The sequence below is a fragment of the Acetobacterium fimetarium genome (genome assembly GCF_014284475.1).
Taxonomy (GTDB): Bacteria; Bacillota; Clostridia; order Eubacteriales; family Eubacteriaceae; genus Acetobacterium; species Acetobacterium fimetarium.
On sequence record NZ_WJBC01000005.1, the window covers coordinates 96,518 to 120,177 of the forward strand.

The following is a 23,660-nucleotide window of genomic DNA, read 5'->3' on the forward strand; positions in this document are numbered from 1 at the left end:
TTGTATTAATCTCATTTTATCGGCTCTGCGTCTTTGCGTCTGGCTCTGTAATCACAGTTACTTTGAACTGCTTTATTTCAATTAAATTTTCTTGTCTGCATTTCGGACAATAGAGGGGGAATTTTTTTAATTCAGTATCTTCCCTTATCTTTAATCGTGTTTTATTTCCACATACAGGACACAATATCCACTTGTAGTTTATAATAACTATCTCCTCCTTTACACTTTAATTCAAATCTTTATTAAAAAATATTTCATCTTATTTAACAAGAAACCATATTTATATAACAACATAAAATACACTAAGTTATTTTATTGAACATATATCGTACTTTATCTATCCGACTATTTGGACGACGGGGCTGGCAAACAGGTTCACCGGTAGTAACATGGTACCCTTTTAACTCTGTTAAACAAACACTACGTCCATTTGTAAAGAAAGTTAAATCACTACGATATTCTTGAATACACCGAGCAGGGATTTCTCCACTAAGAATGACCTCATTATTTTTCAATTGAGTGTCTACGATGTTCGCACAATATTTAGGAGCATCGTTGTATGCTCGTGAAAGATATTCCTGTGGCGCATAAATTTTAAAACTAAGATATGGCTCTAACAATTCTGTTCCAGCTTTTTTTAAGACTTGTTCCAATACAATAGGAGCAAGCATCCGAAAATCTGCTGGGGTACTAACAGGGCTATAGTATAAGCCATACTTAAAACAGATTTTACAGTCCGTCACATTCCAACCATACAATCCTTGTTCACAGCCATAGCGTATCCCCTCCATAACTGCATTTTGAAACGATTGATTTAAGTATCCAAGAGAAACCGAGCTCTCATACTGTACTCCGCTCCCTAATGGAAGCTGTGCTACAGATAGACCAATGGAAGCCCAGAAAGGATTCGGTGGAACTTCGATGTGAATGGTATACTCTGCTTTTTTTAACGGTCTTTCCATATAAATGACTGTAGGCTCTTTTATTTCTATCTCCACATGATACTTTTCTTGCAGCAGAGCACAAGTCACTTCCATTTGTACTTTCCCTAAGAAAGAAAGTATGATTTCATGTGTCGCAGAATCCACATAATATCGCAGAAGCGGGTCACTGTCGGAGATTTCTAAAAGTGCATCAAGTAACATTTCCCTTTGTTGAGGTTTGCTCGGTTCAACAGTCGTTTGCAGCAGAGGGAGGGGATTTTCAATTCTCTCTCTCTGTGGCAATAGCTTTGTATCTCCAAGAACACTATTTAACTTCAAAAACTCATTCTGCAAAATAACAATTTCCCCGGAATAAGCCTTATCGATTTTACATAATTCACCATTTATTGAAGTATACATTTCTGTAATTTTTATTTTTTCCTTTTCCGATATTCTAACCGAATCTCGCAAATGCAGTACGCCACTATAAAGACGTATATATGCAAGACGCTGTCTTTTTTCCGAATACTCAATTTTGAAAACTTTTCCGCAAAGTTCAGACTGACCTCGATGTGTTGATGAATAAAATTTATTCGTAATCACTTCTATAAGGTTATCAATCCCTATATTGTTTTTTGCACTTCCGTGATAAACAGGGAACAGGGAACAATTATGAAATCTTATGCTTTCCTCTTGTTCGAGTTCTAATGCTTCCAATAATTTCCCAGACGTATATTTCTCCAAAAGGTAATCATTTCCTTCTATTACCATATCCCATTGTTCAGATTCGGTAAAGTTCATTACACGCATATTAGGATGCAGTTCTACCTTCTGTTTGATTACAATTTCCGCAGAAAGTTTCTCTTTAATATCCTGATAAACCGTTGATAAATCAATTCCATTTTGGTCAATCTTATTGATAAAAAAGATTGTGGGAATACCTATTTTCCTAAGTGCATGAAACAATATACGAGTTTGTGCTTGTACGCCATCTTTTGCAGAAATCAGTAGAATTGCCCCATCTAATACTGATAATGAACGATATACTTCTGCTAAAAAATCCATATGTCCTGGCGTGTCTATGATGTTCATCTTAGTATTTTTCCACTGAAAAGAGGTTATCGCCGTCTGAATTGTAATTCCTCTCTGACGTTCTAAAAGCGTATTATCCGTTTTCGTTGTACCTCTGTCCACGCTTCCTAATTCTGTAATCGCTCCACTGTTATATAATAAGCTTTCTGTTAAGGTAGTTTTTCCCGCATCAACATGAGCTAAAACTCCAATATTAATAATTTTCATGTGATTTTCCTCCATTCAAAAGCCCAAAAGGGCATAAAAATCCCAGTGATAAATACTCTTATCACTGGGATTTTTATGCATAACCATAGGCATACAAAGCATACAGATATTCTCCGGATACTTTAGAATCACATGATAAAGGTATTCTTAAACTGGGTACAAAAAACTAAGCCCTCCTAAAAAAGGACATCCAATTATTTGTTCCCACTATCAAATTGACAGTTTATTTAAGAATACCTTGCCGCATATTTATTAACTCCTTTTAAATAGATACTTAAATAATAGCACGTAAGAGCATATTTGTAAAGGAATCTCCAATTTTTTATCAAAGAGAGTACGTGATTACAAAATAGCTGTAATAATGTACCAATATTTGTTATTCTATAATCTTCCAATTACTCCCGTTCTTTTCAAGTACCAAATCAAATTGAGATACCTGCGTTGCTTTGGTCTGCTGGTCGATATACTCCACTGTCAGCGATACCGTGACTTGATTATCCTTACGATTGTGAATAGGATTTACCAGTTCTTGAAAGATGTACTCTTTTCCGATTGGTTTTAATATCCCGTCATTCACATAGTAGGAAAGTTCACTGGCTGTCGCTGTAGGATAGAGCTTGAAGAACGTCGTTAAAAACTCATTGATTTCATTGGTTGTAATGGAATCAACCGTCCCCTCACTTTCAATGGCTTTTGGTTTATAACTTGATTTCTTAGGTATGTTGGTAATGGTCGGATTCTTAACCAGTACCATATTTCCAGAACCATCTACATAGACACTCACTATATAAGCAGAGTGGACGGTCTTTGTATTTTCTCCCTCTGTAATGAGCTGGTCTACACTGTAGGTTACATTAAACTCATTGTCGCCAGTTGGCTCTACCGTCCATATCTGAAATCCTCTTACAGAAGACGATACAGGAATATCTTTGCGTACTGTATCAACATTGAGAGCTTGAAGTTCATCTGTCAGATAGCCTTTTAGACTTTCCATTCGATTATCAATGGACTTATCGGATTGCTCCCATGAATAGTAGACTTTCGCAAAGTTCTCTACAAAATTTTCTACATGATGAGTATCAACGTATTCCTTTTCTATGATAGTTGTTTCGTGAATAGTATGAGTATCTATAGCTGTAAAGTGCTTGAATATCGCAAAGCTGAAACTAAGCCCTAAAAGTACCCACAAGGCAATCACAACCTTTTTATGAGGATTGACCTTATAGACACGAGGTTTCTTTTCCTTTGGTATCTGTTTTTCTTTATTCTGATTTTTTCTAAATTTCATCATTAAATCTTCCTTTCTCATTGTTTGATTCGTCCTGCTCCCACTAAATGCTGTTGCCAGTAGGGGCTTGTTAAGTCGGCATAACCGATTGGGTCGCCTGCATGAAACATACGGTTATTGCCAAGGTATATCCCAACATGAGTAATATAAGAGCCAGCGTTATAGGTAGAATGAAAGAAAACCAAATCGCCAGCTTGTGCTTCCGATAGTGGGATATGCTGGGTCACATCATATTGCTGTTGTGCGGTTCGTGGTAAGTTAATTCCAGCTTTTCCATACGTCCATTGTGTCAGTCCGCTACAATCAAAAGAAGTAGTCGGGGAAGCTCCACCGTAAACGTATCGCCAGCCCTCATATTTCAGTGCTTCGTCCATGATGGCTTGTACCGTATCATCATCAAACTCTGTTGTGACAAGATACTGCGTTACCAGTTGCACATAAAACATATTGCCATAGTTGTATCGCCAGCCCCCATTGATAGGTATGGCTATGGGATTGGGGTAAGACACTTTTTCGCCACCTGAATACTCTTTTGAGAAACTTTGAGCCAGTTCAAAGGTATATTTATTTCCACGATTAGCCACATACCCTAAGAAACCACCACCATAATTGTAGGACTGGATAACCGATTCTAAATCTACACTGAGCCTTTCGCTACTGGCTAATAATTCACTGAAATACTTCACACCTTGCTTAATGGATTCTTCTGTACTCAATGAATTAGGTGGAAGACCGAGGGATTCCGAGGACTGCATAACATCTTCCGCAGTACCGCCCGATTCCACCTGTATAATCGCAAGAAGTATGTTGACATATTCTTCAACGCCATATTCTTTGGCATATTTTTCTACCATAGGCTTATGAGCCAGCACTTCTGCGGAAACATTCACACCTCCATAATGAATATTGGAAATTCCGCTGTCCTGTTCATCTGAAAATAAAATGGCAACAAACAGAAGCAGTGAGAAGACCATCAAGAATAATCCAGAACCACCAATCACTAAAGTTTTCAACTTCATGGTTTCTTACCGACTTTCTTAATGGTGGCGGTTTTGATTGGTGGTCTACTTCTTGTATTTTGTAGTGGTACTCTTTGAACAGTAGACGGACGTTCTTTTGTGATTGGACGTTGTGAAGTTCTATCTGCTGTAGTGGTTGAAGTTGCTGGCTTTTGAACGGTTTTTTCTTGAACGGTATTGCCTTGGCGTTCCACTTTTGGACTTGAAAAATCGGACTTAACTGCTGGACGCTCTTGTTTGGCTTGTTGAGATTCCTTATATGAAGTCTGAATATTAGACTGTTTTGAGGTCTGTTCATCATGATATTGTTCTTGTCTTGTAGTCGGTCTTTCATGAACAGAAGAAGCAGGCTGTTTTTTCTGTTTGACCTGTTCCATTTCAGAGCGACGCTTCGCAATGGTTTTTCGCCTTTGTTCCTGCTGTTCCTTGCGTCCACTGGCTCTGTCCGCTTTGGTTTGAGAAATACTACTGGTTAAATCACGGACATTCTCTTTTACTTTGGATTTTCCTTGATATACTGCATATCTTGCATTGGTCGGCAAATCTTTAACCTGTTCTTTCAAACCACTAGCAGTGTCTACCATTCTGTCTTTGGTATCAGCTACTGTACCGATGGTTTGACCGATACGTTTTCCAAGTGTTGATTTTTCCTTTCCGTCTGGTCGGGAGTGATCTGCTTGTGTCCTTGCAGAACTCCCCGAACCCGACTGTCCTTTTTTACCTGTAACAATGGCAGACCCAGCCCCTAGAGTAGTCATGGAACGTCCAAGTTTCCGCTGTAGACGGTGCATGTGAGCGTGCATAAGCATACGAGGTTTTCTCATCACACGACTTCCCACACTTTGAGAATCGTTACTCTGTAGAGAAAACATACTCATTAAATCGCCCAGCTTGAAGTAGATTCCTGCAAAGGTCACAATCTGTAGAAAAGCAATCAAAAAGAACGGATAACCAGCCGATAAGGTATAGAGCATGGTTGAAATACTAAATGCTGTCGTAATAATCAATGTGATTCCAGCTCGTGTCAAAATGGTATTAAAGAGCTTTGTTATGGCTCGTTTTGACATACCATCAAATGATGGAATCATGCTTAAAATAAAGCTCACAGGCAGAAACATAGCATAGATGATAAAAAGTACCTGCGAGAAAATCATGATTCCTGTTAATAGGAATACAAATATGGAAATCCCAATATTGAAGACAAATAGGAAGAAGACTGTACCTAAACGGTTAATGGTCTTTGTAATGGTTAGATTGGTATTGCTTCTGTCTTCAATTTCTTCCGCAACAATTTTTTCTCTGTCTTCGCCATTGTTGGAATCTGGGCTGGTGGAGAGCAGGCTTTCCACACGGTCAATACCGATACTTTCAATGTCTGAACTGTTGTATTGAAGCAGTAGCCACGGTTGCTGAACCTGTATGGAAAACAGGCTATCTCTGATTAAGTCCACGCTGTCCTTGCCTTGACTATCGGAATGGGGCATGACAATCTTCGTGCCAAGTGATAAACTGGTATTACTGATGTCTGATGAAAAGTCATTGATTTTTTTAATGTAGTCGGGAGCGTAGGCAATAAAGGAAGCCGATAGGATAAACACCAGCACAAAATTCATAATGGCATGAATTGCCTTTGTGGTTTCTCTCTTTATCAGTCCCGTATAGGCAACATAAACCCCAAGAACCAAAATCAAGAGTAAGAGGAATCCAACATAGAAACCCTCTGTTGAAAATCCGTTTGCACTCACACCAGCTAAGGTCTGCATATTCTTACCAATGGAATCTGCTGTAGCGGAAATGAAGTCTAAGGAATAGGCTTCCTGTACTAAGTAACCTGTCGCATTGGAAACATACAAACTGATTGTCCAAATAAAATTGGTAATGGCATATAGTCCATACATGACCTGTTTTCCAATCCCGTCCGACCAGTTCCACGGAAGCCAGCCCCAGCTATTATCCACATAAAAATCCAGTTGATAGTTTTCAAGTGGGTATCGGCTGTATTCATTTGCCACATTGACCGTATCATCTACCAAGCCCGCAGCTTGAACCACCGTTCCCAGCATGGCTAAAAGAAAAATGGCAATCACAAGTGTGAAAGCCACTGTCATTGCCACTTTACCTAGACGTTTCAGCGTCCAGTTTGATTTTATTCTGTTTACTATTGATGGTTTCACATTTACACCTCTTTTCGCACAGGTGGTCTGGTATCAAAGGCATGGAGCAGTTCTTCAAATACAGGGTGGAACTGTATCACACCGACACGACCATATAAATCACTGATAAGGCATTGCCCGTTTTCCAAATCACGCAATCGCTTCTGATTGTTTTCGTCCTCTGGGTCTACACCAAAAAAGGCTAAGGTCTTTTTAATCTCGTTAAGGTCAGTGGAACGAAATGCAAATTTTAAGCCGAGGTTATTTTTCAGTTTTTCATCTAAGAGGTCGTCTGTATTTTGGGTCACGAAATATACCCCAGCGTTCATAGCACGACCAGCCCGAACCAGCTTCATAGATAGTGTTTTTCCTTGTGCTACCTGTAAAAAGCTCCATGCTTCGTCTAAATCTACAATCTTGAAAATGCTTCGGTCTGTATGGATAAAGTCTAAAGCAAAGGTACTAATGACAATCAGCATAGCAACGGATAAAAGCTCCATAGTGGTATATTCCTCAAAGGAAGTTTCCTTGTCGGGAAGTACCAAGTCCGCAACCTGTATAATGTTCAGTTGTTTTTCTAAGCTGATAGACTGCTCCACATAACCATTACTGAATAATAAATGTGCAAAGTCATAGTCTGTAAAACTTTCGATATGGTCGGCTATACTGGTACTTAGTGGCGTATTCTCAACCCGTAATTCCTCAATCACTTTCATCAACCCTCGTACTTCACTATTGGTTACTGCACGAATGGCTTTTCTAAGGATTGGGAAGCGTTCCCCATCACGAGAGGAAATCCCCGTAAGGAATGTCAGAATATCAATAGCCAGTGATTCAGAATCTTTGGGATTTTTCATAATCACATAAGGGTCAAGTAAGCCTTTGTTTTTCTCATCAGAAGTCAGAGTGACGATATTGATTTCATGGGAAATCTCTGGCAAGGTTTCTTTCCATCTGCCACGTTCTGCTTTTGGGTCTACAATCACTGCTTGTGCCCCATAAAGCACCGCATAATAGACGATAAGGTTATTCGCAAAGGATTTACCACCACCCAGCGAACCAACAAAAGCCGACGCTAACGCATTGGTTACTGAACCCTTAACCCCTTGACTGGCAAGAGCAGGTTTCAGATAGACATTGCGTCCAGTATCTAAGCTGTAGCCAACATAAATCCCCTCATTTTCCCCCAGCATTTGAGTAGCACCAAAACCTAAACCAGCGAGGAAATCAGAGGTCACGTATTGAATATAATCATTCATATAACGCTTGCTGGCAGGTAAAAATTCTTCATGTAAGCCGAGCATATCCCCAAATGGTCGTACCAGTTTTACGCTTAAATCGTCATAAAAATCTTTCACTTCATTACAACGACGTTTGAGTTCGTCAAGATCATTTGCTGATACCCTTACCACATAAGACAGCTTGTACATAGATTCCTTGCTTTGGTCTAAATTGGTTTCCAGCTCATTCACACTTTCCAGAGCTTCCGCCACATTGGAGCTGGTTTCATTATCACTTTGCCAAGCGTGGTTATCCAAGTCTTTCAGTTCTTTCTTTTTATTGCGGACAGTAGATAGGGCTTTACGATTCGCTACAATTTCCACATTCATTGACGTATCAATCGGGAATGTAAATTGCTGTTGCTGGTAGTAGAAGATTTCAGAGGACGGGAAGTCCAGTTCTCCGACAATGCTGTTAATGGTAAAGTAAGCTACATAGACGGTTTCATCTTCCTGCTGGATTTTCAAATATCGCTGTTTTTCTTCCACCAAACAGCGAGTAGGCTTAATCAAGTCATAGTATTTAATCAGCGTTTCATTATCCAGCTTTTTCTTTGATAGATGGTACTCATACTCTTCATAGGCAGTGCCTGTCTGTCCGTAAAGGTGTTCAATCAGATAGCCGAAGTCGTCCTTATCTAACCTGCGGATTTTGAAACGACGAGAGATTTTATTTTCTAAGAGCTTTTCCATCTTCTGAAAACGCAGGATTTCATCATTACTCATACTAACAAAATCGCCCATCAGCTTATGGTTCACATCATAGACAAAATCAGACAAAGCATTTTTTGCTTCAACGGTAAGACTTTTCATAGAAAACTCCTGATCGTTGAGAAGCAACTTAAAGCCGATAAAGAAACGGTAGTTCACTTGATTTTCGCCAATCATGGATATTAAAGCGTCTGTCTGTTGGTCGATTTTGTCATAGGCAACCGCTTTGAGCTTGCCAGTGACTTCATTTTTGGAACGCTCTTGTGCAGAACGTATGCTGGATTCTGTACTGATTTGTAAAGCATGAATTTTGCCATCACGATTTTGTGCGATAAGCTGTCTGAAAGAATCATGCACTTGTATTTTCTGTTCTGGACTTAGAAATGAGTAATTGTAAGGAACAAGCTCATAGTAAGCATAACATTCCCCGTCTTTATTCCAGACGAGATTGTTTTCAATGTATTTAATTGGATATGCCATAAAATTCACTCCTAACTGCTGTAATGGCTTCTTGTGGCTGGTTTCTGCCAAGCGTTACTTTTTTTCCTGCATAGGTCAGCTTTGGTCGCAGTGCATAAGCAATGACAGACTTCAAAAATCCATAAGGCTTTTTACCATCAAAAGTTTTTGTAGACATAAACCATGTGAAAGCCACAGGAATCCCAAAGTATTTGAGAAATGCTCCCTCTATCATGGAAAGAGGGGGCAAGTTGCCAAGTATCATCACTGCAAAGAGTGACACGACAAACCATGTCATTTGCGTAAAGGTTATGGGAAACGGAAGTCTAAAATCATTGATAGAATACAGTACCTTTTCCACAGACCAGATACTGGTATAGCTTCGTATTTTCTTCATGTAATCAATCCTTTCATAAAAAATAGGGGTAGCTGATTGAGCCACCCCGTAAAATAGAAAATCTGCCAGTAGTAATGTACCGACAGATTTAATAGACGATTTCAAAAATCCCATGATTGGTTGAGATAAACGTTCCTGAAAGGTCTAAATCCCGACCATAGGCTTGATAATCAATATAGTTTTGAAGACTAGCTGGTACTTCGCCTAAAGCACCCGTTTCTTCAATGTAGTAGCGTGCCACGTCATACATATCATCACAATCGGAATGAATGATAATATCCTCTTGATGTTCGCTTAGTTCTTCAATGCTTGAAAAATGAGTGAGCAGAGCAGATAGCTCCGATTGTAATTCTTCGGGTAATTCCGATACCATTTCCCATAGTCGATTGAGTTCGCCAATGGAAGTGTATTCGTCAACCGTAAAGGGTAACTCGTAGTCATGAATGGCGTATTCCTCATATTCATCATTCAAGCCGATTTTCTCTTTGACTTCCTCAAAGTCAATGGGAAAGGTAAACCACGCACCGACCAATTCGCCCTCATTGTATTTGCCTAAATTCGCAATATAGACTTGCATATCGTCCATATATTCACGTCCTTTCTTTGTAGAGATTCAAAAATCCCTACCGCACTTCGTTTGGTGTACCATTCCTTTGCGGAACATAAGAAAACCACTTATATTCCACAAAAGAACGGTTTTATTTAAGCACCAATAATGCGATTGAATAGCTCTAGTAAAATGTCTTTTACTCCAGCAGCGTTGAAGACTAAGCCAACCGCAATAATCGCAATAATTAAAAAGCCAATCAGTTTGCTAAACTCACGCTTGAAGCCAAGATACAAGCCAATCACAACGATTGCTAAAAGCACCAGTGATTGAGCGTTTGATAGAAACCAGTTATAAAGGTTTTGTCCAAAATTCATAAAAATGTTCTCCTCTCTATATTCAATGAATTTGTATTTGAGTTATTTTTTTGTTGTTATCACGTCCTGTTCTTTTACTGACTGTTGCTTCAAAATCTGCTTGTGTCGGTCTGTCAGTTTCGCATGGTCGAGAATGTCTTTTACAACCTGCGTCTGGTTGATTTCATCAAGTTTAATCGCAACCTTTAAGGTCGGGGCAACTTGATGAGATAGCCAGTTCAGCGTCCTTTGGAAGGAGTAAGGCTCTGGTTTTGTGGTTAGTTTTAATCGTTCACGATTGTTCCCAATAAACCAAGCCCATTCTTCATTCAGTTTCCAATCAGAACGAGGTTTGGAATCGTCTTTATCTACAAAACGGATATACCGATTGATAATTTTAAAGGCGGTATGCTCTGGATTGTCATAGACGAGTAAATCACGGACTGCATAATAGGCACGCTCATTTTTCAATCGAATCTCAAAACGGTTTTTTACTTCTGCGTCTTCAATGGGAATATCATTTTTCTTGTACTGCTCGTAGTCCTTTTCATAGATACAGAAATAAACTTCACTTTGTAATGAACCGATATAGAGGGTGTTTCCCATACATTCCTTTTCCTCTTTGCGTACCAGTTCGCCACTGCGATAGCTTTTAAAACTGCGGAAGACGGAGATACATTCTTCCTGTTGGCACTTTTCAGTGAGTACAGGGATATTTAAAATCCCTGTCTTATCGTTAATGGCAAGGTCAAGGCGTTTCATCACACCGCCAGCCACCAAAACGTCCATAAAGAACTCATACCAGCTTCTTTGTTGTGCCAGAAGATAGCTTTCAAATTGTCTGCACCCACGACCTTTCAATTCCACCAGAACTCCTTTGTCCAGTTCATGGGAGCAAAGGACGAATATGTCGCCTAAAGCATAATGCTCTGAATAAGAATAGAAACCATAGTCCTCATGAAGAAAATAGGACAGTTTCAGTTGTAAGATGTTTTCGACCACCTGCTGTACGTCTGTTGTCGGAAAGCGAATTCTTACATAATCAAACAGCATTTCAAGGGGAGCGTCGGGATTGAAGCGTTCCAGAGCTTCCCAAAGGGACTGCTGTAAATCCTCTGATGGCTTGACTTTTCCTGTTTCAATATCGCTTAGATACTGCCTTGTAATACCAGTCGCAACAGCTAAACGGTTTTGAGATAGTCCATAAGCCAAGCGTTTTTCTTTTAAATGCTGTAACCAAGTTTGTTCATTCAGTAAAAATCCCTCCAATCAAAAAGGCGTATGTCAACTTTTAAAGCCCATTTGACATACGCTGAAATTTTGTAAATCCCTTGTAACCAAAGGATTTTCTAATGTTTTTTTGACTGTTTCCTGTCGATTTGTACCCCCCTGTTAGATACGGGGGGGTAAGTGCTGGCGTGGCTATTGCCACACCAGCCAGCAAGATCAGTCCACACCTGCGACTTCCGCTTCGCACGTCGCCTGCGTGGACTGTCTGCTGTTGGATAACTTTTTAATTTCCTCCAAGAAATCATATCCTTTTGGTACAAGGGGAGTATAAAACTCTGATATGACACTTGTTCCTACATCAACATAGCCACGACCTTTGATTCGCTTTAAGAAGAAATCCTTTTGTACGTCACTGCCAAACATCATGCCATAGCCCATTTCAGACATACGACCTAAAGCCACTCTGAAATTAAACTGATCACGGATTCCGTCGCCTAAATATTTTGCGTCTGGACGTTGACAAGCCAGTATTAGAAAGAAGCCAGCTTGACGACCTAACATGACAATCTGTTTCAGCTTATTCATAACTGCGGTGTTTTCTTTTGTTCCCAGCATTTCCATGAAAGCGACGTATTCATCAAAGATTAAGAAGTGTGCCGGGAGACCTAAGTAAGCATAATTTTTGCCAGTCTTATAGTTCTTCATCTGCTTCATTTCCTCACTACGTTTCATCATTTCTTCATAGAATGTTTCAATGCAAGAAAGCAAGTCTTCTTTTCTATAGTAGACATTTGCCATCACAGAACCTAAGTCCGCAAGATCAGCATTTTTCGGGTCAAGAATATACAGTTTTGAATCTGTATGAAGCAAGGCTTCAATCAGTGTCAGTATAAAGTAAGTTTTACCGCCACCTGTACCACCAGCAATCAACATATGAGGGAGCTTATCATATTCCCACCATACGTTTTTCATTAAGCGAAGTTTACCATCTTTAGCTTCTACTTCATCAATAGAAATACGACTGGCTATGGTGTCATAGAGCAAAGTATATTCCACATAGGAATCCTTTAACTCTTTATCCGTCAGCTCACAGTACAAGCCACTCTCTAATTTCTTTTCCAAGTGTAAGAGTTGGTCTTGATATTTTCCCAGCGTGATTTCCACCCGTATCTGTATCAAGCCATTTTTAAGTCGATAATACATTTTAGGGAAGTAGGTTATCTTTTCCTTTGTACGACCAGCACTATCTTTAAAGAAACCCTCTGTTTTGACCTGTTCAGATTCATACCACTTGTTTTCAAGTATCATCTTTGCCAGTTTTTGACGGTGGTAAAGTTGTTTAACCGTATCATAGCGAACCCGTTTGAATACAAACGCTACCAGCAAGCAGATAAGAATTGCGACACTGAAACTGATAATTAAATAGGGAATGTCAATCTTATCTGCTTGTGATAGGTTAAAATCCTGCCAGTTGATCTGCTGGATTGTCTTCACATGAAACAGTCCGACAACCAGCAGGAAAACAGGCAGGAGTGACGCTATCGTAAAATGAAAGACTAAATCTTTACCAGATGGGCGAATCCTTTTACCACGCTGTTTCATGCGAAAAAGTCTCCTTTCTACCTAGCGACTATTTGTCTTGTGTCGGTTCTTTCTTTGCTTGTGGTTGAGCTTTGAATGAACTAGAATCCTTTGTCAGCACAATATCGTCTGCCTTGATATACCAGTCAACATCTGCTCCTTGATAGGTGGCAGTAGCAACGGTGTCCGCAATGGGATTGATAAGTTCCACCCGTGCGTTATAATCAAACTCTTTCAAAGGCACGCTGGCAGGAATACTTACTTGAATCATGCGTCCTTGTCCTTTGGATTTTAAGTCATAGGTACGTTCCTTGATTTCATCTGAAACCGACCCGTCTTCATTTTGGATTCTCACTTCACGACGTAGAGCAGAGAATTTCAATTCTCCAAAAGTCGTGTCTTTATCTAATACAATGCCATTTGCTAATCTCATCATTTTTCCTCTCTTTCTTTATTCTTTTATCATGTCGTCAGCATGTAAAAGGTAATTTGTAAAACCACGAGTGCCGATTTTGTAGCCCTCTGCGGTAATACGTGGATTGACTAACTTCACACGTTCCTCAAAGCCGAAATGTTTTTCGCCAGCTTCAGCAGGAAGCACCACCACAATATCATCTGCTCTTTGAACATCAGAATAGAGATTATAGCTTCTTGATAAGACAGTTAGCCGTCCGTTGATTCTTCGCTGAACGACTTTATCCTCGCCAGCAAATTCTAAATTGCCGAATGTTTTTTCCATGTTGGGAATCACAAATTTAAGTTCCATATTTTTACCTATCCTTTCTTTTTTATTGGCTGAATGAATGTTTGATGGTCTTAAAGAGTGGGGAACGACCTTTTGATTCTTGATTTTTTGTTTTCATAAGTTCACTTCCTTTCAAAATCGGGTAAAAAAATAGACACCTCATTTTTTGAAGTGTCTACCTATTAAATATTCAAATTTTATTGGAAGTATCTTTATATCTTCACTTTTCAAGGATAAATCGTCGTATCAAAGCTCATTCATAAGTAGTAAATTAGTAGTAAATTGAGTGGTTTTGACCTTGATAAAGTGTGATAAGTCCAGTTTTTATGCGGATAACTAGATTTTTATGCTATTTTTATTTTTAAAAAAAACTTAAATACATATAAAAGCTAATTGACAATGATTTTCAATTAAAGTATAATAAGACTAACAAATCAGGGAGGAGCTGAAATGCGATGGTTAAGAATCGCAGGATGGCGAATCCTGAAATTACAGAGATATGGAGGTGTTTGTTATATTCACATTGAAGGATTTAAAACCAGGACAAAAAGCGTGTGTTGGTTCGATTGCGGTTGAAGGTCTGATGAGACGAAAGCTCATGGATATGGGTGTTACACCCGGTGTTGAGATAGAAGTTAATAAAACAGCTCCATTTGGGGATCCCATTGAAGTTCGGCTGAGAGGTTATGCGTTGAGTCTCAGAAAGAAAGACGCGGAAAATATTCTAATGGTTCAGTAGCATCAGGCAGAACGGAAATGAGGAAAAATATGAAATTTAAGGTTGCTTTGGCGGGAAATCCCAATGCGGGAAAGACCACGCTATTTAATTGTCTCACCGGCAGCAATCTGTATGTGGGTAACTGGCCGGGAGTGACGGTGGAAAAAAAGGAAGGCGAATTAAAGAATACTTCAGAAAGTATTTCATTGGTCGATCTTCCGGGTATTTATTCACTGGCACCCTATTCCATGGATGAGATTGTCTCGCGAAATTTTCTGCTGAATGAACATCCTGATCTTATCATCAACATCATTGATGCTTCAAATATCGAGCGTAATCTTTATTTAACCACGCAGCTCATGGAGCTGGATTGCCCAATGGTTGGCGCTCTCAATATGATGGATGTCGTGGCGAAAAAAGGGGTAAAAATCGATGTTGACATGATGGAAAAACTGTTTGGCTTTCCGTTTGTGGAAATATCGGCACAAAATGAAACGGGCATTGACGAGCTGATTCGATTGGTCGAGAAGATCGTGGTCGATGATAAAAGGCAGGCATTCCCGAAGATATTTCCCGAAAAAATCAATGAAATGTTTGAAGTATTTGAAAGTTTGTTGAAAGACAAGTACCCGGATGTTCTGGCGGATTATCCCCGGATTTTTCGAACGGTAAAACTGATTGAAAAAGATGAGGAAATTTTGTCAAAGCTTGATGATCCGGCTGAATTATTGGGCGATATTGAGAAGACAAGAGAGCAGATCGAAGAGTTTTCAAAACATGATGTGGACAGCGCCATCGCGGATTTCCGTTACCGCTTTATCACTGACAGTGTCAATCAGGCAACACGAAAAACGAAAGAAAACAGCTTTCAGTTTGCGGAAAAACTCGATAAAGTTTTAATGAATCGCTTCGCGGCGATCCCGATTTTTTTTGTTTTCATGTTCATCATTTACTACATCTCCATCACGCTGGTGGGGAATTTAACCGTCGGCGGCATTGAGTGGTTCATCAACGACGTGCTGATCGTCAACATCGCATCGGGCCTGGGAGGCATCGGGGCAGATGATTGGATCATTGCTCTGATCAATGATGGGATTATCACCGGGGTGGGCGCCGTCATCACCTTTGTACCGCAGCTGATGGTCCTGTTCTTTTTTATCTCCATTCTGGAAGACAGCGGATATATGGCAAGAGTTGCTTTTATGATGGATCGTATCTTCCGCCATTTTGGGATGTCAGGAAAATCCTTCATTCCCATGGTTGTCGGCTTGGGCTGTTCGGTTCCGGGGATCATGGCAACACGGACGCTGGAAAATGAACGAGAACGTAAATTGACAGCCGTTTTGACACCGTTTATTTCATGTGGTGCGAAAATGCCGATCTACATCCTGATGGCTTCGGTGTTCTTTACCGCGAATCAGACATTGCTGGTGTTTTCGCTCTATCTGATCAGTTTGATTGTGGTCTTTTCGTCCGGGTTCATTCTTTCAAAAACCTGGTTCAAGGGGGCCGATTCGGGTTATCTTCTTGAGATTCCACCCTATCGACTGCCCAAATTGAAGAATACCCTGACTCAGGTATGGGATAGAATAAAAGAATTCCTGATACGGGCAGGAACCATTATCTTTGCGGCATCGGTCGTTTTATGGTTTTTACAGAACTTTACGCTGTCGTTTCAAATGGTGCAATCCGCGGATGAAAGCATTCTGGCAGCCTTTGGCAAATTGATTGCGCCGGTTTTCGTACCGCTCGGTTTCGGCAACTGGATGGCCTCTGTTGCATTGCTGACTGGCATTGCGGCCAAAGAAATGATTATCAGTACCTTGAGCGTATTGACGGCGGGTCAGGCAAGCGGCCTGACGGACGCAATCAGTCAGATTTTCACACCGGTTTCGGCTTATAGTTTTATAATTTTTGTGTTGTTGGCATCACCTTGTATGGCGGCGCTTGCCACCATGAAAAAAGAGCTGGGAAACTGGAAAGACTTTCTTTTTGCACTGGCTTACCAAATTGGTTTAGCCTACGTCGTGTCCTTTCTAGTTTTTCAGATCGGAAGCAGAATATTTATTTATTAGAGATCAGAAAGCAGGTATAAAATGGTTACGTGGATATTGGCAGCTTTGATTATTGGCGCTGCCGGTTATGTTATATTTAAAAAAGTCAGGAAGATGAAATCAGGAGATTTTACCTGTGAAGGCTGTAAAGGCGGAAGTTGCCCCGGTTGCAAAACGGGAACAGAAGATCCTCAGAAAAACAAAAAAGAGCTTTAAGTAGCTGCAAAATTTTGAGCGTTGTAGGTTTGGGGACCATTGTTTTATCGGTTGCAATATGCAACGAAAAATAAATTTTTACTCTTTCTTTAATTGATTTATCGTGTTACCATTCAAGTTAAAAGAGAATGGAGAGAAAAAGTGGAAAATAAAGACAGCCCTTTCAGACTCGCTCAAAATGTTTGTGGGTTTACGCTAATCGAGGTAATCGTGGTGATCGCGATCCTGGGAGCGTTGACCGCTTTGGCATTGCCGCGTTTTACTGGGGTTCTTGCGAATTCGCAGGAAAAAACAGATTTGGCAAATGTTCACATCGTTCAAAGTGCTGTCGAACTGTATGAGGCTGAAAAAGGTGAGATCCCATCCACGATAGCCACTTTTGACGGATTGGTTACAGAATTGAACGCAAAGGGCTATTTAAAAAATGCCGAGATAAAGCCAGTGAGCAAAAATAAAGTATTTAGTTATGATAAATCGACCAAAACAGTGAGCCTCAAATAGAAGTGAAAGAGATGAAAAATGTAGCAGATGTAAACGAATACATATTTTCTGCGGCCAAAGAAAGAACAACGAAAAAGTCAGGGCGATTTCAAAAAGGGTATACCTTACTGGAACTCGTGGTGACTTTGTCAATACTGTCATTTCTGACGGTATCCATGGTAAGCTTTGGCTTTGGAGAAAAAGAGAAAATTGCGGAAAATGCCTTCAATGCAGAATGTGAAAAGATTCTGTACACATTGCTTCAGTATCAAAATGAAGCCATCATGGATGGCTGTCCACGGAAGATACGGTTTCTGGATCAGGGGATGCAGGTAAATTGGACCAAGGATAGCATCAATCATCAGACCGTGATTCCGGTGGCGACATTTCGTTTTTTCGGTGCCTATACGGGATTGAGTTCGCTCAAGCTCTATGGCAGTGGCACCGTCTCAACAGGAGGAACGGTGAAGCTGACGAGTCCCAGCGGCAGCGTCAGAAAAATAATTATACAGCCCGGCAATGGAAGGATCTATTTGGATGAGCCATAAACGAAACGGTCAATTCAGACGGTTAAAGGAAACACAAACCGGCTATACCCTGGTGGAGGCGATTATTGCGATTGCTATCTGCGGTTTTGGGCTTACCGCCATTCTGGGACTCTATGGAATGGCGATTAAAACGGAGATGGTTTCAAAAAATATTTTTGAACAGTCCATTGAAATCAACAGCATGTACGATGAGATTTCTGGAAGTTTAAAGGAACCCGCCGCCGAAACGCTTTCCGAAAAAGTGGCTGCCGTTTTACAAAGCGGCTATCCGGATTATCGGCTGGAAGAAATAAAAAGCAATGATGAGCCGAATCTGTATACGATCAAAATTTCGCATCAAGGGCCAAACAGTCGGGAGAAGGTATTCTTTTTCAAAGTTATTTGGAGGCCGTCATGAAAAAGAAGCCTTTTAATGAAGACGGTTATTCTCTGATTGAAGCCATCATGGCTTTGATGGTGATCGCGCTGGTTCTGGTCATGCTGTTGACAGGACTGGTATTTGTGAACAGCATTCATGATAAAGCGCAAATCAACCAAAAAGTCGCCTACAACGAACGCTATTTAAACCTTTTCTTTCAAAAACAGGTTCTGAAATCGGAGCGCATCATCGTTAAACACAACCGCGTCTACCTGCAGGATTTGGATAGCCCGGACAGTTTTTATAATTTTTATCAATATCAATATGGTTTGTTGCGACGTTTCAAAGTCGATAATATAAAATTCAACCTGATCGGAGGCGGGGAAAACAGTCAGTTTTCTGATAATATCCGGAGTTTTGCCCTTACTCTGGGACCGCATAACGAAATAGTGCTTGAATATACATTGGCCGTTGATGGACAAAGCTATCAGCGGAAAACGACGATTCAGCACGGAAAGACCGTGGAATTTCTTGATAAAGCTTATTAACAACGAAGAAGGATTTATCCTGCCGCTGGTGCTTGTGGTGATTGCTCTGCTGGCCGGAGGCGTCGGATACTTATTAACTCAGGGAATTGCCGAACTGCATGCAAATGTGTTGAATCAGGATTACGAGCTTTGTGTTTTAACAGGGAAAAATGCCATGGCGGTTGTGCAAGCCGAACTGGAGAACAATATCCATTATAACGGAACAGCGGCGATGGAAAACGATGAAAATGGCGGCAGTTACAGCATTGCAGTCACAGAAGCATCTGAAAACCTACGCGTTGTCGAGATAAAAAGCCGGTATGGTGATTTCAAAAAAGGCATAACTGGTGAGATCGAGATTATGCCCGCGAGTGAAGAAACAGATAAGGGGAAAATCCTGTCATTTAAATGGAAAATGGTGGAGGTAGAATGAAAAAGGAAAAAAGACAATGGGTGGTTGATCTGGGTACGGAACTAACGAAAATAATCAGTGGATACCGCAATGAAGCCGGCATTGTGCAAATCGAAAACTACTGGATTGAGAAAACACCGAAAGATGTTTTTAATGAGGGGATGCCGGAAAAAAAGATCGATCTGGTGGTGTTTCTCAGAACACTGCTTAAGGGTCATAGCAGAAAAGATGATTTGATGCTGGTGCTCAATCACAGAAAAATGATCGTGTCGTCTTTTGCCTATCCGATGATGACCCAGGAGGATCTCAAAAAGGCCGTCAAATGGGAAATGCAGGTGATGATCCCAGAAAAGTTGGCTGAATGGGACAGCGCTTACCATGAAATCAGTAACGCTACCAAGGCCAAGGCCACTGAAAAGATTGATGACTGGCGGATTGATTATTTGGCCAAAGAGCGGATTGAAAGATTTGAATATCTGGGCTTCGATGATAAGAAAATCGATGCCCTGGGCATAGCGGTACAAAAAGAATTGCTGGATGCATACTGCAGGGTTTTCAAGAGCACCAAACATGCACTGAAACGGATTGAACCGCAGTTTTACGGATATGGAAAACTGCTCGATGCGGAAGCAAAAAGAATGGATTTGCTCATTGATATGGGTCAGACCGGCGCCCGTCTGATGTTTTATGATAAGGGCTTCCTTCAGGAAGAAAGACGGATCGAAACGCGGGTCTCATCGGATCTGGATGGTTATCTGGCACCGATTGTCAAAGGAATAATGGATAGTTTTCAATCGCCGTTAGGGATTGCCAGAGGGTATGAAAAAAGCAATATCTATTTACTGGGTGGAGAAAGCATCAAGGACGGAGTTCTGGCCAGCATCGGAGCGAAGATTAACAAAGAAATCAAATCGCTTTCATGTTTTCTGGAAAATCAGCAATTGTTTCGTTTCCCGGAAGAAATAACCAAAGACGAGATTTGCTTATTGTTGCCCTGTTTAAGTGGTATGCTGAGATAACAGTTTTGTGATAGGAATGGAAATTGATATGAAAACAGAAATAAACCTGTTGCCAATTCATTCAGGGAAGGAAAGAATCGGGAAATTATCAGGTAGAGACATGTGGATCATGATTATTATTGCATTGACGATTTTATTTATTGCGACCGATGGTATTTTAAGCATACTCAATCAAAATTGTCTGGCGAGCATACAACAAGTTGATGCGGTTATCAAGAATAAAAGTGAATCCCAGATTGTCTATCAGAATATTTCTGATCAGAACGCGTTATTGGAACATCAAATTATACTGAAGGAAGCCTTGACGCAGAACAAAGATTTATCGCTGCAGTCATTAATTGACGTATGTGATACGCTTCCGACCGGCGTCAGCCTGATCGAATATACATTCATTGACGGAAATTTGAAAGTGACTGGTCGTACGAAAAACCAGGAGGATATCTTTCTGTTCAAAGATCAGCTGATGACACGTGAGTTGTTCAAGAATGTGAGCATCCAGAATACTTCAAATAAAACATTGCCTGATGGTGAAAATAAAAGCACCACCAATGAGGCTGCAAATGCAAACATCTGGGAATTCACGTTCGCGATCCAGGTTGCAGATGGTGACAAATAATGAGCCGAAATGTTATCGACAAAACCAGTCAAAAAGAAGCGCAAACAAGTGATCAGGGCCTGAAACTGAAAATCGAAAAAGGCATTATTCTGGTTGCCGTTCTCATTATGATGACGGCATTTATTTTGGTTCCCCAATATCAGGCGTATGCTTTAAACAAGGCAGTTCTGCAGGAAAAGCGCAACATCAGCACGGGCTTTCCCGAAGAAATGACAAAAGAGGCGTATTTGTCGGAAGTGGGAAGCATTCGCGAAAAACTTAATGAGAGCCGAAATGATATTCCGGAAAATATTGATACGGTAGGGCTCTATTACGGAATGGTGCAGATGGCAGAGGATGCAGAAGTCACGCTGGTATCGATCGAGTTCAACACACTGAATACTCAAATGGAGGAGGCAGTCGGTGTGAAAATTGACAAGGCGTTTATTGAAAATGAAGACAAAACAATAAAAGGACCGGATGGCAGATATTTGGCCAGTTGTTCGTTCACGGTTGTCTGCTCGGGAAATGAAGCGAACTTCATCCGCTTGCTTCAGGCAGTGGCAGTCTATCAACCAATTGTAAAAGTAATCGATACGGAAATAAAAGGCGATGTTCTGTCCGGCAAGACCATGACTTTGAAGCTGGAAAGTTACGGAACAGTTGATGAAATAACGAAAGAAAAAGCTGATCAGAATAGTTGAATCAGCTTTCACGGTATTAAAATGATAGTTTTTTAAATGGCGTTGTTACAAAATGTTTTACTTTTCGGGATTAAATTTCGCGGCGATCGAGGATTTCGTTTAAACTTGAATAAAAATCCGAAAAAATACGCTGAAGTTCGTCGATCTCCTGGCTGGAAAGGTTTTCAATGACTTCGTTAACGGGTTTGAATAAATCGGTATGAGCACTGCCAAGTTGAGAAAAAATGGATTGACCGTCTTCGGAGAGTGTAAAAACGACTTCACGCGTATTGACCGCTGATTTTTCTTTTTTGATCAAGCTCTTTTCCAGAAGCTTGGAAGTGCATTTGGAAATCGCACTCTTGGAAATGCCAATTTTGTTGGCCAGTTGCGTTAAGTTTATTTCTGGAAAATGACCAATCATATCGAGCGCCTTGAGCTCAGAAGGAAACAGTGAATACGAACGGCTGCTCACATTGAAATTCTGGGGGAGCACAAGGATATTTTGATATAGATTTGCTGAATCCACGATGAGTTTTTTTACCGTCGTCCGATCAACCGCTGCAGTCGGCTGAATATCGGAAGTTTTTGATTTTTTTTCAACGGTACCTGATTTTTTTTCTTCATTCAGATTCTTCTTTTTTGATTCTTTCTTGGAATCCCTGACTTCTTTGCCAGTCAGTTTCTTGCTCTTTTTCTCTTTCTTCAAAACGATACCCCTTTCAAAAAATTGTTTAACCATGGCGATGGTTTTGTTCACCATGTTTACATACTACAATAATAACGAACTATAGCGCTGATTGCAACAGAAATTGTACTTTTGTTCATTGTTTTATTCTGCTTTTTTAGATTGCATTTTAGATGTTTTTTAGTTAAAATAATAACGTGGGTAAGACTGTTTCATAGAACAAACAGGGTTACACCTAATTTTAATTAGGAGGAACGGAATGAAAAAGAAATTGGGAGTATTGATGCTTGCGCTGATTATGATCGTCGTAAGCGTTGCAGGATGTAGTTCAGGTTCGACATCAAAATCAAATCAGGTGACAAAGGTTGGTTTTATGTACGTCGGCCCTGCTGATGATGGTGGCTGGTCACAGGTTCATGATCAAGGTCGGGCAAAAATGGTTGAACACTTTAATGGCAAGGTTGAGACCGTCGTTAAGGAAAATGTTGCAGAAGAAAAGAGTGCCGTTGTTTCAACGATTAGAGATATGGTTGATCAGGGCTGTACCATTATCTTTGGAACCAGTTATGGTTTCATGGAAGGGATGGCAGAAGCTGCCAAAGAATTCCCAGACGTTAAATTTGAACATTGCTCAGGTTATATGACCGCTGATAATATGGCAACTTATTTTGGACGAATTGAAGAACCCCGTTATTTATCAGGGATCGTTGCTGGGTTGACAACAAAATCAAATAAAATTGCCTACGTTGCCGCCATGCCAATTCCAGAAGTTGTTCGTGGCATCAATGCCTTTGCGCGGGGCGTAAAATCAGTCAATCCGGACGCGACTGTCAATGTATCATGGACCAACACCTGGTATGATCCAACCGTTGAAAAAGCAGCTGCTGAAGCACTAATTCAACAGGGCTGCGACGTAACTGCGCAACATCAGGATTCGACAGCGACAATGGAAGCTGCGAAAGAAGCCGGAAAACTGTCCATCGGCTATGACCTCAGTGCCGCGACCACGATGCCGGAAGTTTACATGACCGCACCGCTTTGGGATTACAGTGGCTACTATATCGACCGTGTTCAGGCTGTTATTGACGGCAACTGGAAAACCGGTCAATATTGGGGCGGCATGAATGATGGCATTGTTTCACTGGATACCCTGACTTCATTGGCACCTGGATCTGCTCAGTCAAAGGTTGATACTGCAACCGCAGCGATCAAGAGTGGCACACTCAAAGTATTTGCCGGCGAGATCAAAGATCAAACTGGAACGGTACGAGTCAATGCTGGTGCAGAATTGACGGATGATGCTCAATTAAGTATGGACTGGTTTGTCGATAATGTTGTCGGCAGCGTAAAATAGTCAAAAAACTAATGACGGAC

At 40.6% G+C, this 23,660-nt stretch carries 26 protein-coding genes and 1 pseudogene; 12 read left to right on the forward strand and 15 right to left on the reverse strand.

Annotated features, from left to right (window positions below):
• Positions 1-16: 16 nt before the first annotated feature.
• The 14 genes and pseudogenes from GH808_RS05190 to GH808_RS05260 all read right to left on the reverse strand — a co-directional run bounded on the left by GH808_RS05190 (position 17) and on the right by GH808_RS05260 (position 14,009).
• Positions 17-205, reverse strand: a complete 189-nt coding sequence (locus GH808_RS05190; protein WP_012962334.1) for a cysteine-rich KTR domain-containing protein — start codon at positions 203-205, stop codon at positions 17-19.
• A gap of 97 nt (positions 206-302) precedes the next feature.
• Entirely contained in the window at positions 303-2,222 is a 1,920-nt protein-coding gene (gene tet(M) / locus GH808_RS05195; protein ID WP_026389858.1) for a tetracycline resistance ribosomal protection protein Tet(M), read from the reverse strand.
• Positions 2,223-2,237: 15 nt separating this feature from the next.
• Positions 2,238-2,285: pseudogene (locus tag GH808_RS15800) on the reverse strand (hypothetical protein); the annotation flags it as partial.
• 313 nt (positions 2,286-2,598) lie between these two features.
• Complete coding sequence (locus GH808_RS05205; RefSeq protein ID WP_001224318.1) at positions 2,599-3,531, reverse strand: conjugal transfer protein; 933 nt, start codon at positions 3,529-3,531, stop codon at positions 2,599-2,601.
• Positions 3,528-4,529: a bifunctional lytic transglycosylase/C40 family peptidase gene (locus tag GH808_RS05210; RefSeq protein WP_000769868.1), complete on the reverse strand. Its 1,002-nt coding sequence runs from the start codon at positions 4,527-4,529 to the stop codon at positions 3,528-3,530. The genes GH808_RS05205 and GH808_RS05210 overlap by 4 nt, the downstream gene beginning before the upstream one ends.
• On the reverse strand, positions 4,526-6,691 hold the full coding sequence (locus GH808_RS05215) for a CD3337/EF1877 family mobilome membrane protein (protein WP_476559226.1): 2,166 nt from the start codon (positions 6,689-6,691) through the stop codon (positions 4,526-4,528). The genes GH808_RS05210 and GH808_RS05215 overlap by 4 nt, the downstream gene beginning before the upstream one ends.
• 14 nt (positions 6,692-6,705) lie before the next feature.
• Complete coding sequence (tcpF, locus tag GH808_RS05220; protein WP_000331160.1) at positions 6,706-9,153, reverse strand: conjugal transfer ATPase TcpF; 2,448 nt, start codon at positions 9,151-9,153, stop codon at positions 6,706-6,708.
• A complete protein-coding gene (locus GH808_RS05225) occupies positions 9,137-9,529 on the reverse strand; it encodes a conjugal transfer protein (RefSeq protein WP_000723888.1) in 393 nt (130 codons plus the stop codon). The genes tcpF and GH808_RS05225 overlap by 17 nt, the downstream gene beginning before the upstream one ends.
• A gap of 88 nt (positions 9,530-9,617) precedes the next feature.
• Positions 9,618-10,115: an antirestriction protein ArdA gene (locus tag GH808_RS05230; protein WP_000342539.1), complete on the reverse strand. Its 498-nt coding sequence runs from the start codon at positions 10,113-10,115 to the stop codon at positions 9,618-9,620.
• Positions 10,116-10,231: 116 nt separating this feature from the next.
• Positions 10,232-10,453: a hypothetical protein gene (locus tag GH808_RS05235; RefSeq protein WP_001009056.1), complete on the reverse strand. Its 222-nt coding sequence runs from the start codon at positions 10,451-10,453 to the stop codon at positions 10,232-10,234.
• Positions 10,454-10,495: 42 nt separating this feature from the next.
• The gene (gene mobT / locus GH808_RS05240) at positions 10,496-11,686 is read right to left on the reverse strand and encodes a MobT family relaxase (protein ID WP_191619837.1); all 1,191 of its coding nucleotides are present in this window, start codon (positions 11,684-11,686) and stop codon (positions 10,496-10,498) included.
• 192 nt (positions 11,687-11,878) lie between these two features.
• Positions 11,879-13,264, reverse strand: a complete 1,386-nt coding sequence (locus tag GH808_RS05250) for an FtsK/SpoIIIE domain-containing protein (protein ID WP_000813488.1) — start codon at positions 13,262-13,264, stop codon at positions 11,879-11,881.
• A gap of 28 nt (positions 13,265-13,292) precedes the next feature.
• Positions 13,293-13,676: a YdcP family protein gene (locus tag GH808_RS05255; RefSeq protein WP_001234286.1), complete on the reverse strand. Its 384-nt coding sequence runs from the start codon at positions 13,674-13,676 to the stop codon at positions 13,293-13,295.
• 18 nt (positions 13,677-13,694) lie between these two features.
• Positions 13,695-14,009, reverse strand: a complete 315-nt coding sequence (locus tag GH808_RS05260; RefSeq protein ID WP_000420682.1) for a YdcP family protein — start codon at positions 14,007-14,009, stop codon at positions 13,695-13,697.
• 493 nt (positions 14,010-14,502) lie between these two features.
• Here GH808_RS05260 and GH808_RS05265 point away from each other — a divergent pair, with 493 nt between their 5' ends.
• The 11 genes from GH808_RS05265 (at position 14,503) to GH808_RS05315 (ending at position 21,619) form a co-directional block, all read left to right on the forward strand.
• The gene (locus GH808_RS05265) at positions 14,503-14,727 is read left to right on the forward strand and encodes a FeoA family protein (RefSeq protein ID WP_311135756.1); all 225 of its coding nucleotides are present in this window, start codon (positions 14,503-14,505) and stop codon (positions 14,725-14,727) included.
• A 29-nt stretch (positions 14,728-14,756) separates the two neighbouring features.
• On the forward strand, positions 14,757-16,781 hold the full coding sequence (feoB, locus tag GH808_RS05270) for a ferrous iron transport protein B (RefSeq protein ID WP_186841733.1): 2,025 nt from the start codon (positions 14,757-14,759) through the stop codon (positions 16,779-16,781).
• A gap of 21 nt (positions 16,782-16,802) precedes the next feature.
• A complete protein-coding gene (locus GH808_RS05275) occupies positions 16,803-16,976 on the forward strand; it encodes a FeoB-associated Cys-rich membrane protein (protein ID WP_186841734.1) in 174 nt (57 codons plus the stop codon).
• Between the two features lie 141 nt (positions 16,977-17,117).
• The gene (locus GH808_RS05280; protein ID WP_186841735.1) at positions 17,118-17,477 is read left to right on the forward strand and encodes a competence type IV pilus major pilin ComGC; all 360 of its coding nucleotides are present in this window, start codon (positions 17,118-17,120) and stop codon (positions 17,475-17,477) included.
• An 11-nt stretch (positions 17,478-17,488) separates the two neighbouring features.
• On the forward strand, positions 17,489-18,004 hold the full coding sequence (locus GH808_RS05285; protein ID WP_186841736.1) for a GspH/FimT family protein: 516 nt from the start codon (positions 17,489-17,491) through the stop codon (positions 18,002-18,004).
• Positions 17,994-18,401, forward strand: a complete 408-nt coding sequence (locus tag GH808_RS05290; RefSeq protein ID WP_186841737.1) for a type IV pilus modification PilV family protein — start codon at positions 17,994-17,996, stop codon at positions 18,399-18,401. Before GH808_RS05285 ends, GH808_RS05290 begins: the two co-directional genes overlap by 11 nt.
• Positions 18,398-18,910, forward strand: coding sequence for a hypothetical protein (locus GH808_RS05295; RefSeq protein ID WP_186841738.1), 513 nt, complete (start codon positions 18,398-18,400; stop codon positions 18,908-18,910). The genes GH808_RS05290 and GH808_RS05295 overlap by 4 nt, the downstream gene beginning before the upstream one ends.
• Positions 18,894-19,322, forward strand: coding sequence for a hypothetical protein (locus GH808_RS05300; protein WP_186841739.1), 429 nt, complete (start codon positions 18,894-18,896; stop codon positions 19,320-19,322). Before GH808_RS05295 ends, GH808_RS05300 begins: the two co-directional genes overlap by 17 nt.
• On the forward strand, positions 19,319-20,320 hold the full coding sequence (locus GH808_RS05305; protein ID WP_186841740.1) for a hypothetical protein: 1,002 nt from the start codon (positions 19,319-19,321) through the stop codon (positions 20,318-20,320). The genes GH808_RS05300 and GH808_RS05305 overlap by 4 nt, the downstream gene beginning before the upstream one ends.
• A 28-nt stretch (positions 20,321-20,348) precedes the next feature.
• Positions 20,349-20,936, forward strand: coding sequence for a PilN domain-containing protein (locus GH808_RS05310; protein ID WP_186841741.1), 588 nt, complete (start codon positions 20,349-20,351; stop codon positions 20,934-20,936).
• Positions 20,936-21,619, forward strand: coding sequence for a hypothetical protein (locus GH808_RS05315; protein ID WP_186841742.1), 684 nt, complete (start codon positions 20,936-20,938; stop codon positions 21,617-21,619). Before GH808_RS05310 ends, GH808_RS05315 begins: the two co-directional genes overlap by 1 nt.
• 70 nt (positions 21,620-21,689) lie before the next feature.
• On the opposite strand, the gene GH808_RS05320 is transcribed toward GH808_RS05315, so the two are convergent.
• On the reverse strand, positions 21,690-22,307 hold the full coding sequence (locus tag GH808_RS05320; protein WP_186841743.1) for a MarR family winged helix-turn-helix transcriptional regulator: 618 nt from the start codon (positions 22,305-22,307) through the stop codon (positions 21,690-21,692).
• A gap of 238 nt (positions 22,308-22,545) precedes the next feature.
• Between GH808_RS05320 and GH808_RS05325 the strand changes: the two genes are divergently transcribed.
• Complete coding sequence (locus GH808_RS05325) at positions 22,546-23,640, forward strand: BMP family ABC transporter substrate-binding protein (RefSeq protein WP_186841744.1); 1,095 nt, start codon at positions 22,546-22,548, stop codon at positions 23,638-23,640.
• Positions 23,641-23,660 lie beyond the last annotated feature (20 nt).

Excerpts from the sequence above, each read along its gene's own strand:
- GH808_RS05205 (WP_001224318.1), bottom strand. The coding sequence starts at position 3,531 with ATGAGAAAGGAAGATTTAATGATGAAATTTAGAAAAAATCAGAATAAA.
- GH808_RS05210 (WP_000769868.1), bottom strand. The coding sequence starts at position 4,529 with ATGAAGTTGAAAACTTTAGTGATTGGTGGTTCTGGATTATTCTTGATG.
- tcpF (WP_000331160.1), bottom strand. The coding sequence starts at position 9,153 with ATGGCATATCCAATTAAATACATTGAAAACAATCTCGTCTGGAATAAA.
- GH808_RS05225 (WP_000723888.1), bottom strand. The coding sequence starts at position 9,529 with ATGAAGAAAATACGAAGCTATACCAGTATCTGGTCTGTGGAAAAGGTA.
- GH808_RS05230 (WP_000342539.1), bottom strand. The coding sequence starts at position 10,115 with ATGGACGATATGCAAGTCTATATTGCGAATTTAGGCAAATACAATGAG.
- GH808_RS05235 (WP_001009056.1), bottom strand. The coding sequence starts at position 10,453 with ATGAATTTTGGACAAAACCTTTATAACTGGTTTCTATCAAACGCTCAA.
- GH808_RS05250 (WP_000813488.1), bottom strand. The coding sequence starts at position 13,264 with ATGAAACAGCGTGGTAAAAGGATTCGCCCATCTGGTAAAGATTTAGTC.
- GH808_RS05255 (WP_001234286.1), bottom strand. The coding sequence starts at position 13,676 with ATGAGATTAGCAAATGGCATTGTATTAGATAAAGACACGACTTTTGGA.
- GH808_RS05260 (WP_000420682.1), bottom strand. The coding sequence starts at position 14,009 with ATGGAACTTAAATTTGTGATTCCCAACATGGAAAAAACATTCGGCAAT.
- feoB (WP_186841733.1), top strand. The coding sequence starts at position 14,757 with ATGAAATTTAAGGTTGCTTTGGCGGGAAATCCCAATGCGGGAAAGACC.
- GH808_RS05275 (WP_186841734.1), top strand. The coding sequence starts at position 16,803 with ATGGTTACGTGGATATTGGCAGCTTTGATTATTGGCGCTGCCGGTTAT.
- GH808_RS05285 (WP_186841736.1), top strand. The coding sequence starts at position 17,489 with ATGAAAAATGTAGCAGATGTAAACGAATACATATTTTCTGCGGCCAAA.
- GH808_RS05290 (WP_186841737.1), top strand. The coding sequence starts at position 17,994 with ATGAGCCATAAACGAAACGGTCAATTCAGACGGTTAAAGGAAACACAA.
- GH808_RS05295 (WP_186841738.1), top strand. The coding sequence starts at position 18,398 with ATGAAAAAGAAGCCTTTTAATGAAGACGGTTATTCTCTGATTGAAGCC.
- GH808_RS05305 (WP_186841740.1), top strand. The coding sequence starts at position 19,319 with ATGAAAAAGGAAAAAAGACAATGGGTGGTTGATCTGGGTACGGAACTA.
- GH808_RS05310 (WP_186841741.1), top strand. The coding sequence starts at position 20,349 with ATGAAAACAGAAATAAACCTGTTGCCAATTCATTCAGGGAAGGAAAGA.
- GH808_RS05315 (WP_186841742.1), top strand. The coding sequence starts at position 20,936 with ATGAGCCGAAATGTTATCGACAAAACCAGTCAAAAAGAAGCGCAAACA.
- GH808_RS05325 (WP_186841744.1), top strand. The coding sequence starts at position 22,546 with ATGAAAAAGAAATTGGGAGTATTGATGCTTGCGCTGATTATGATCGTC.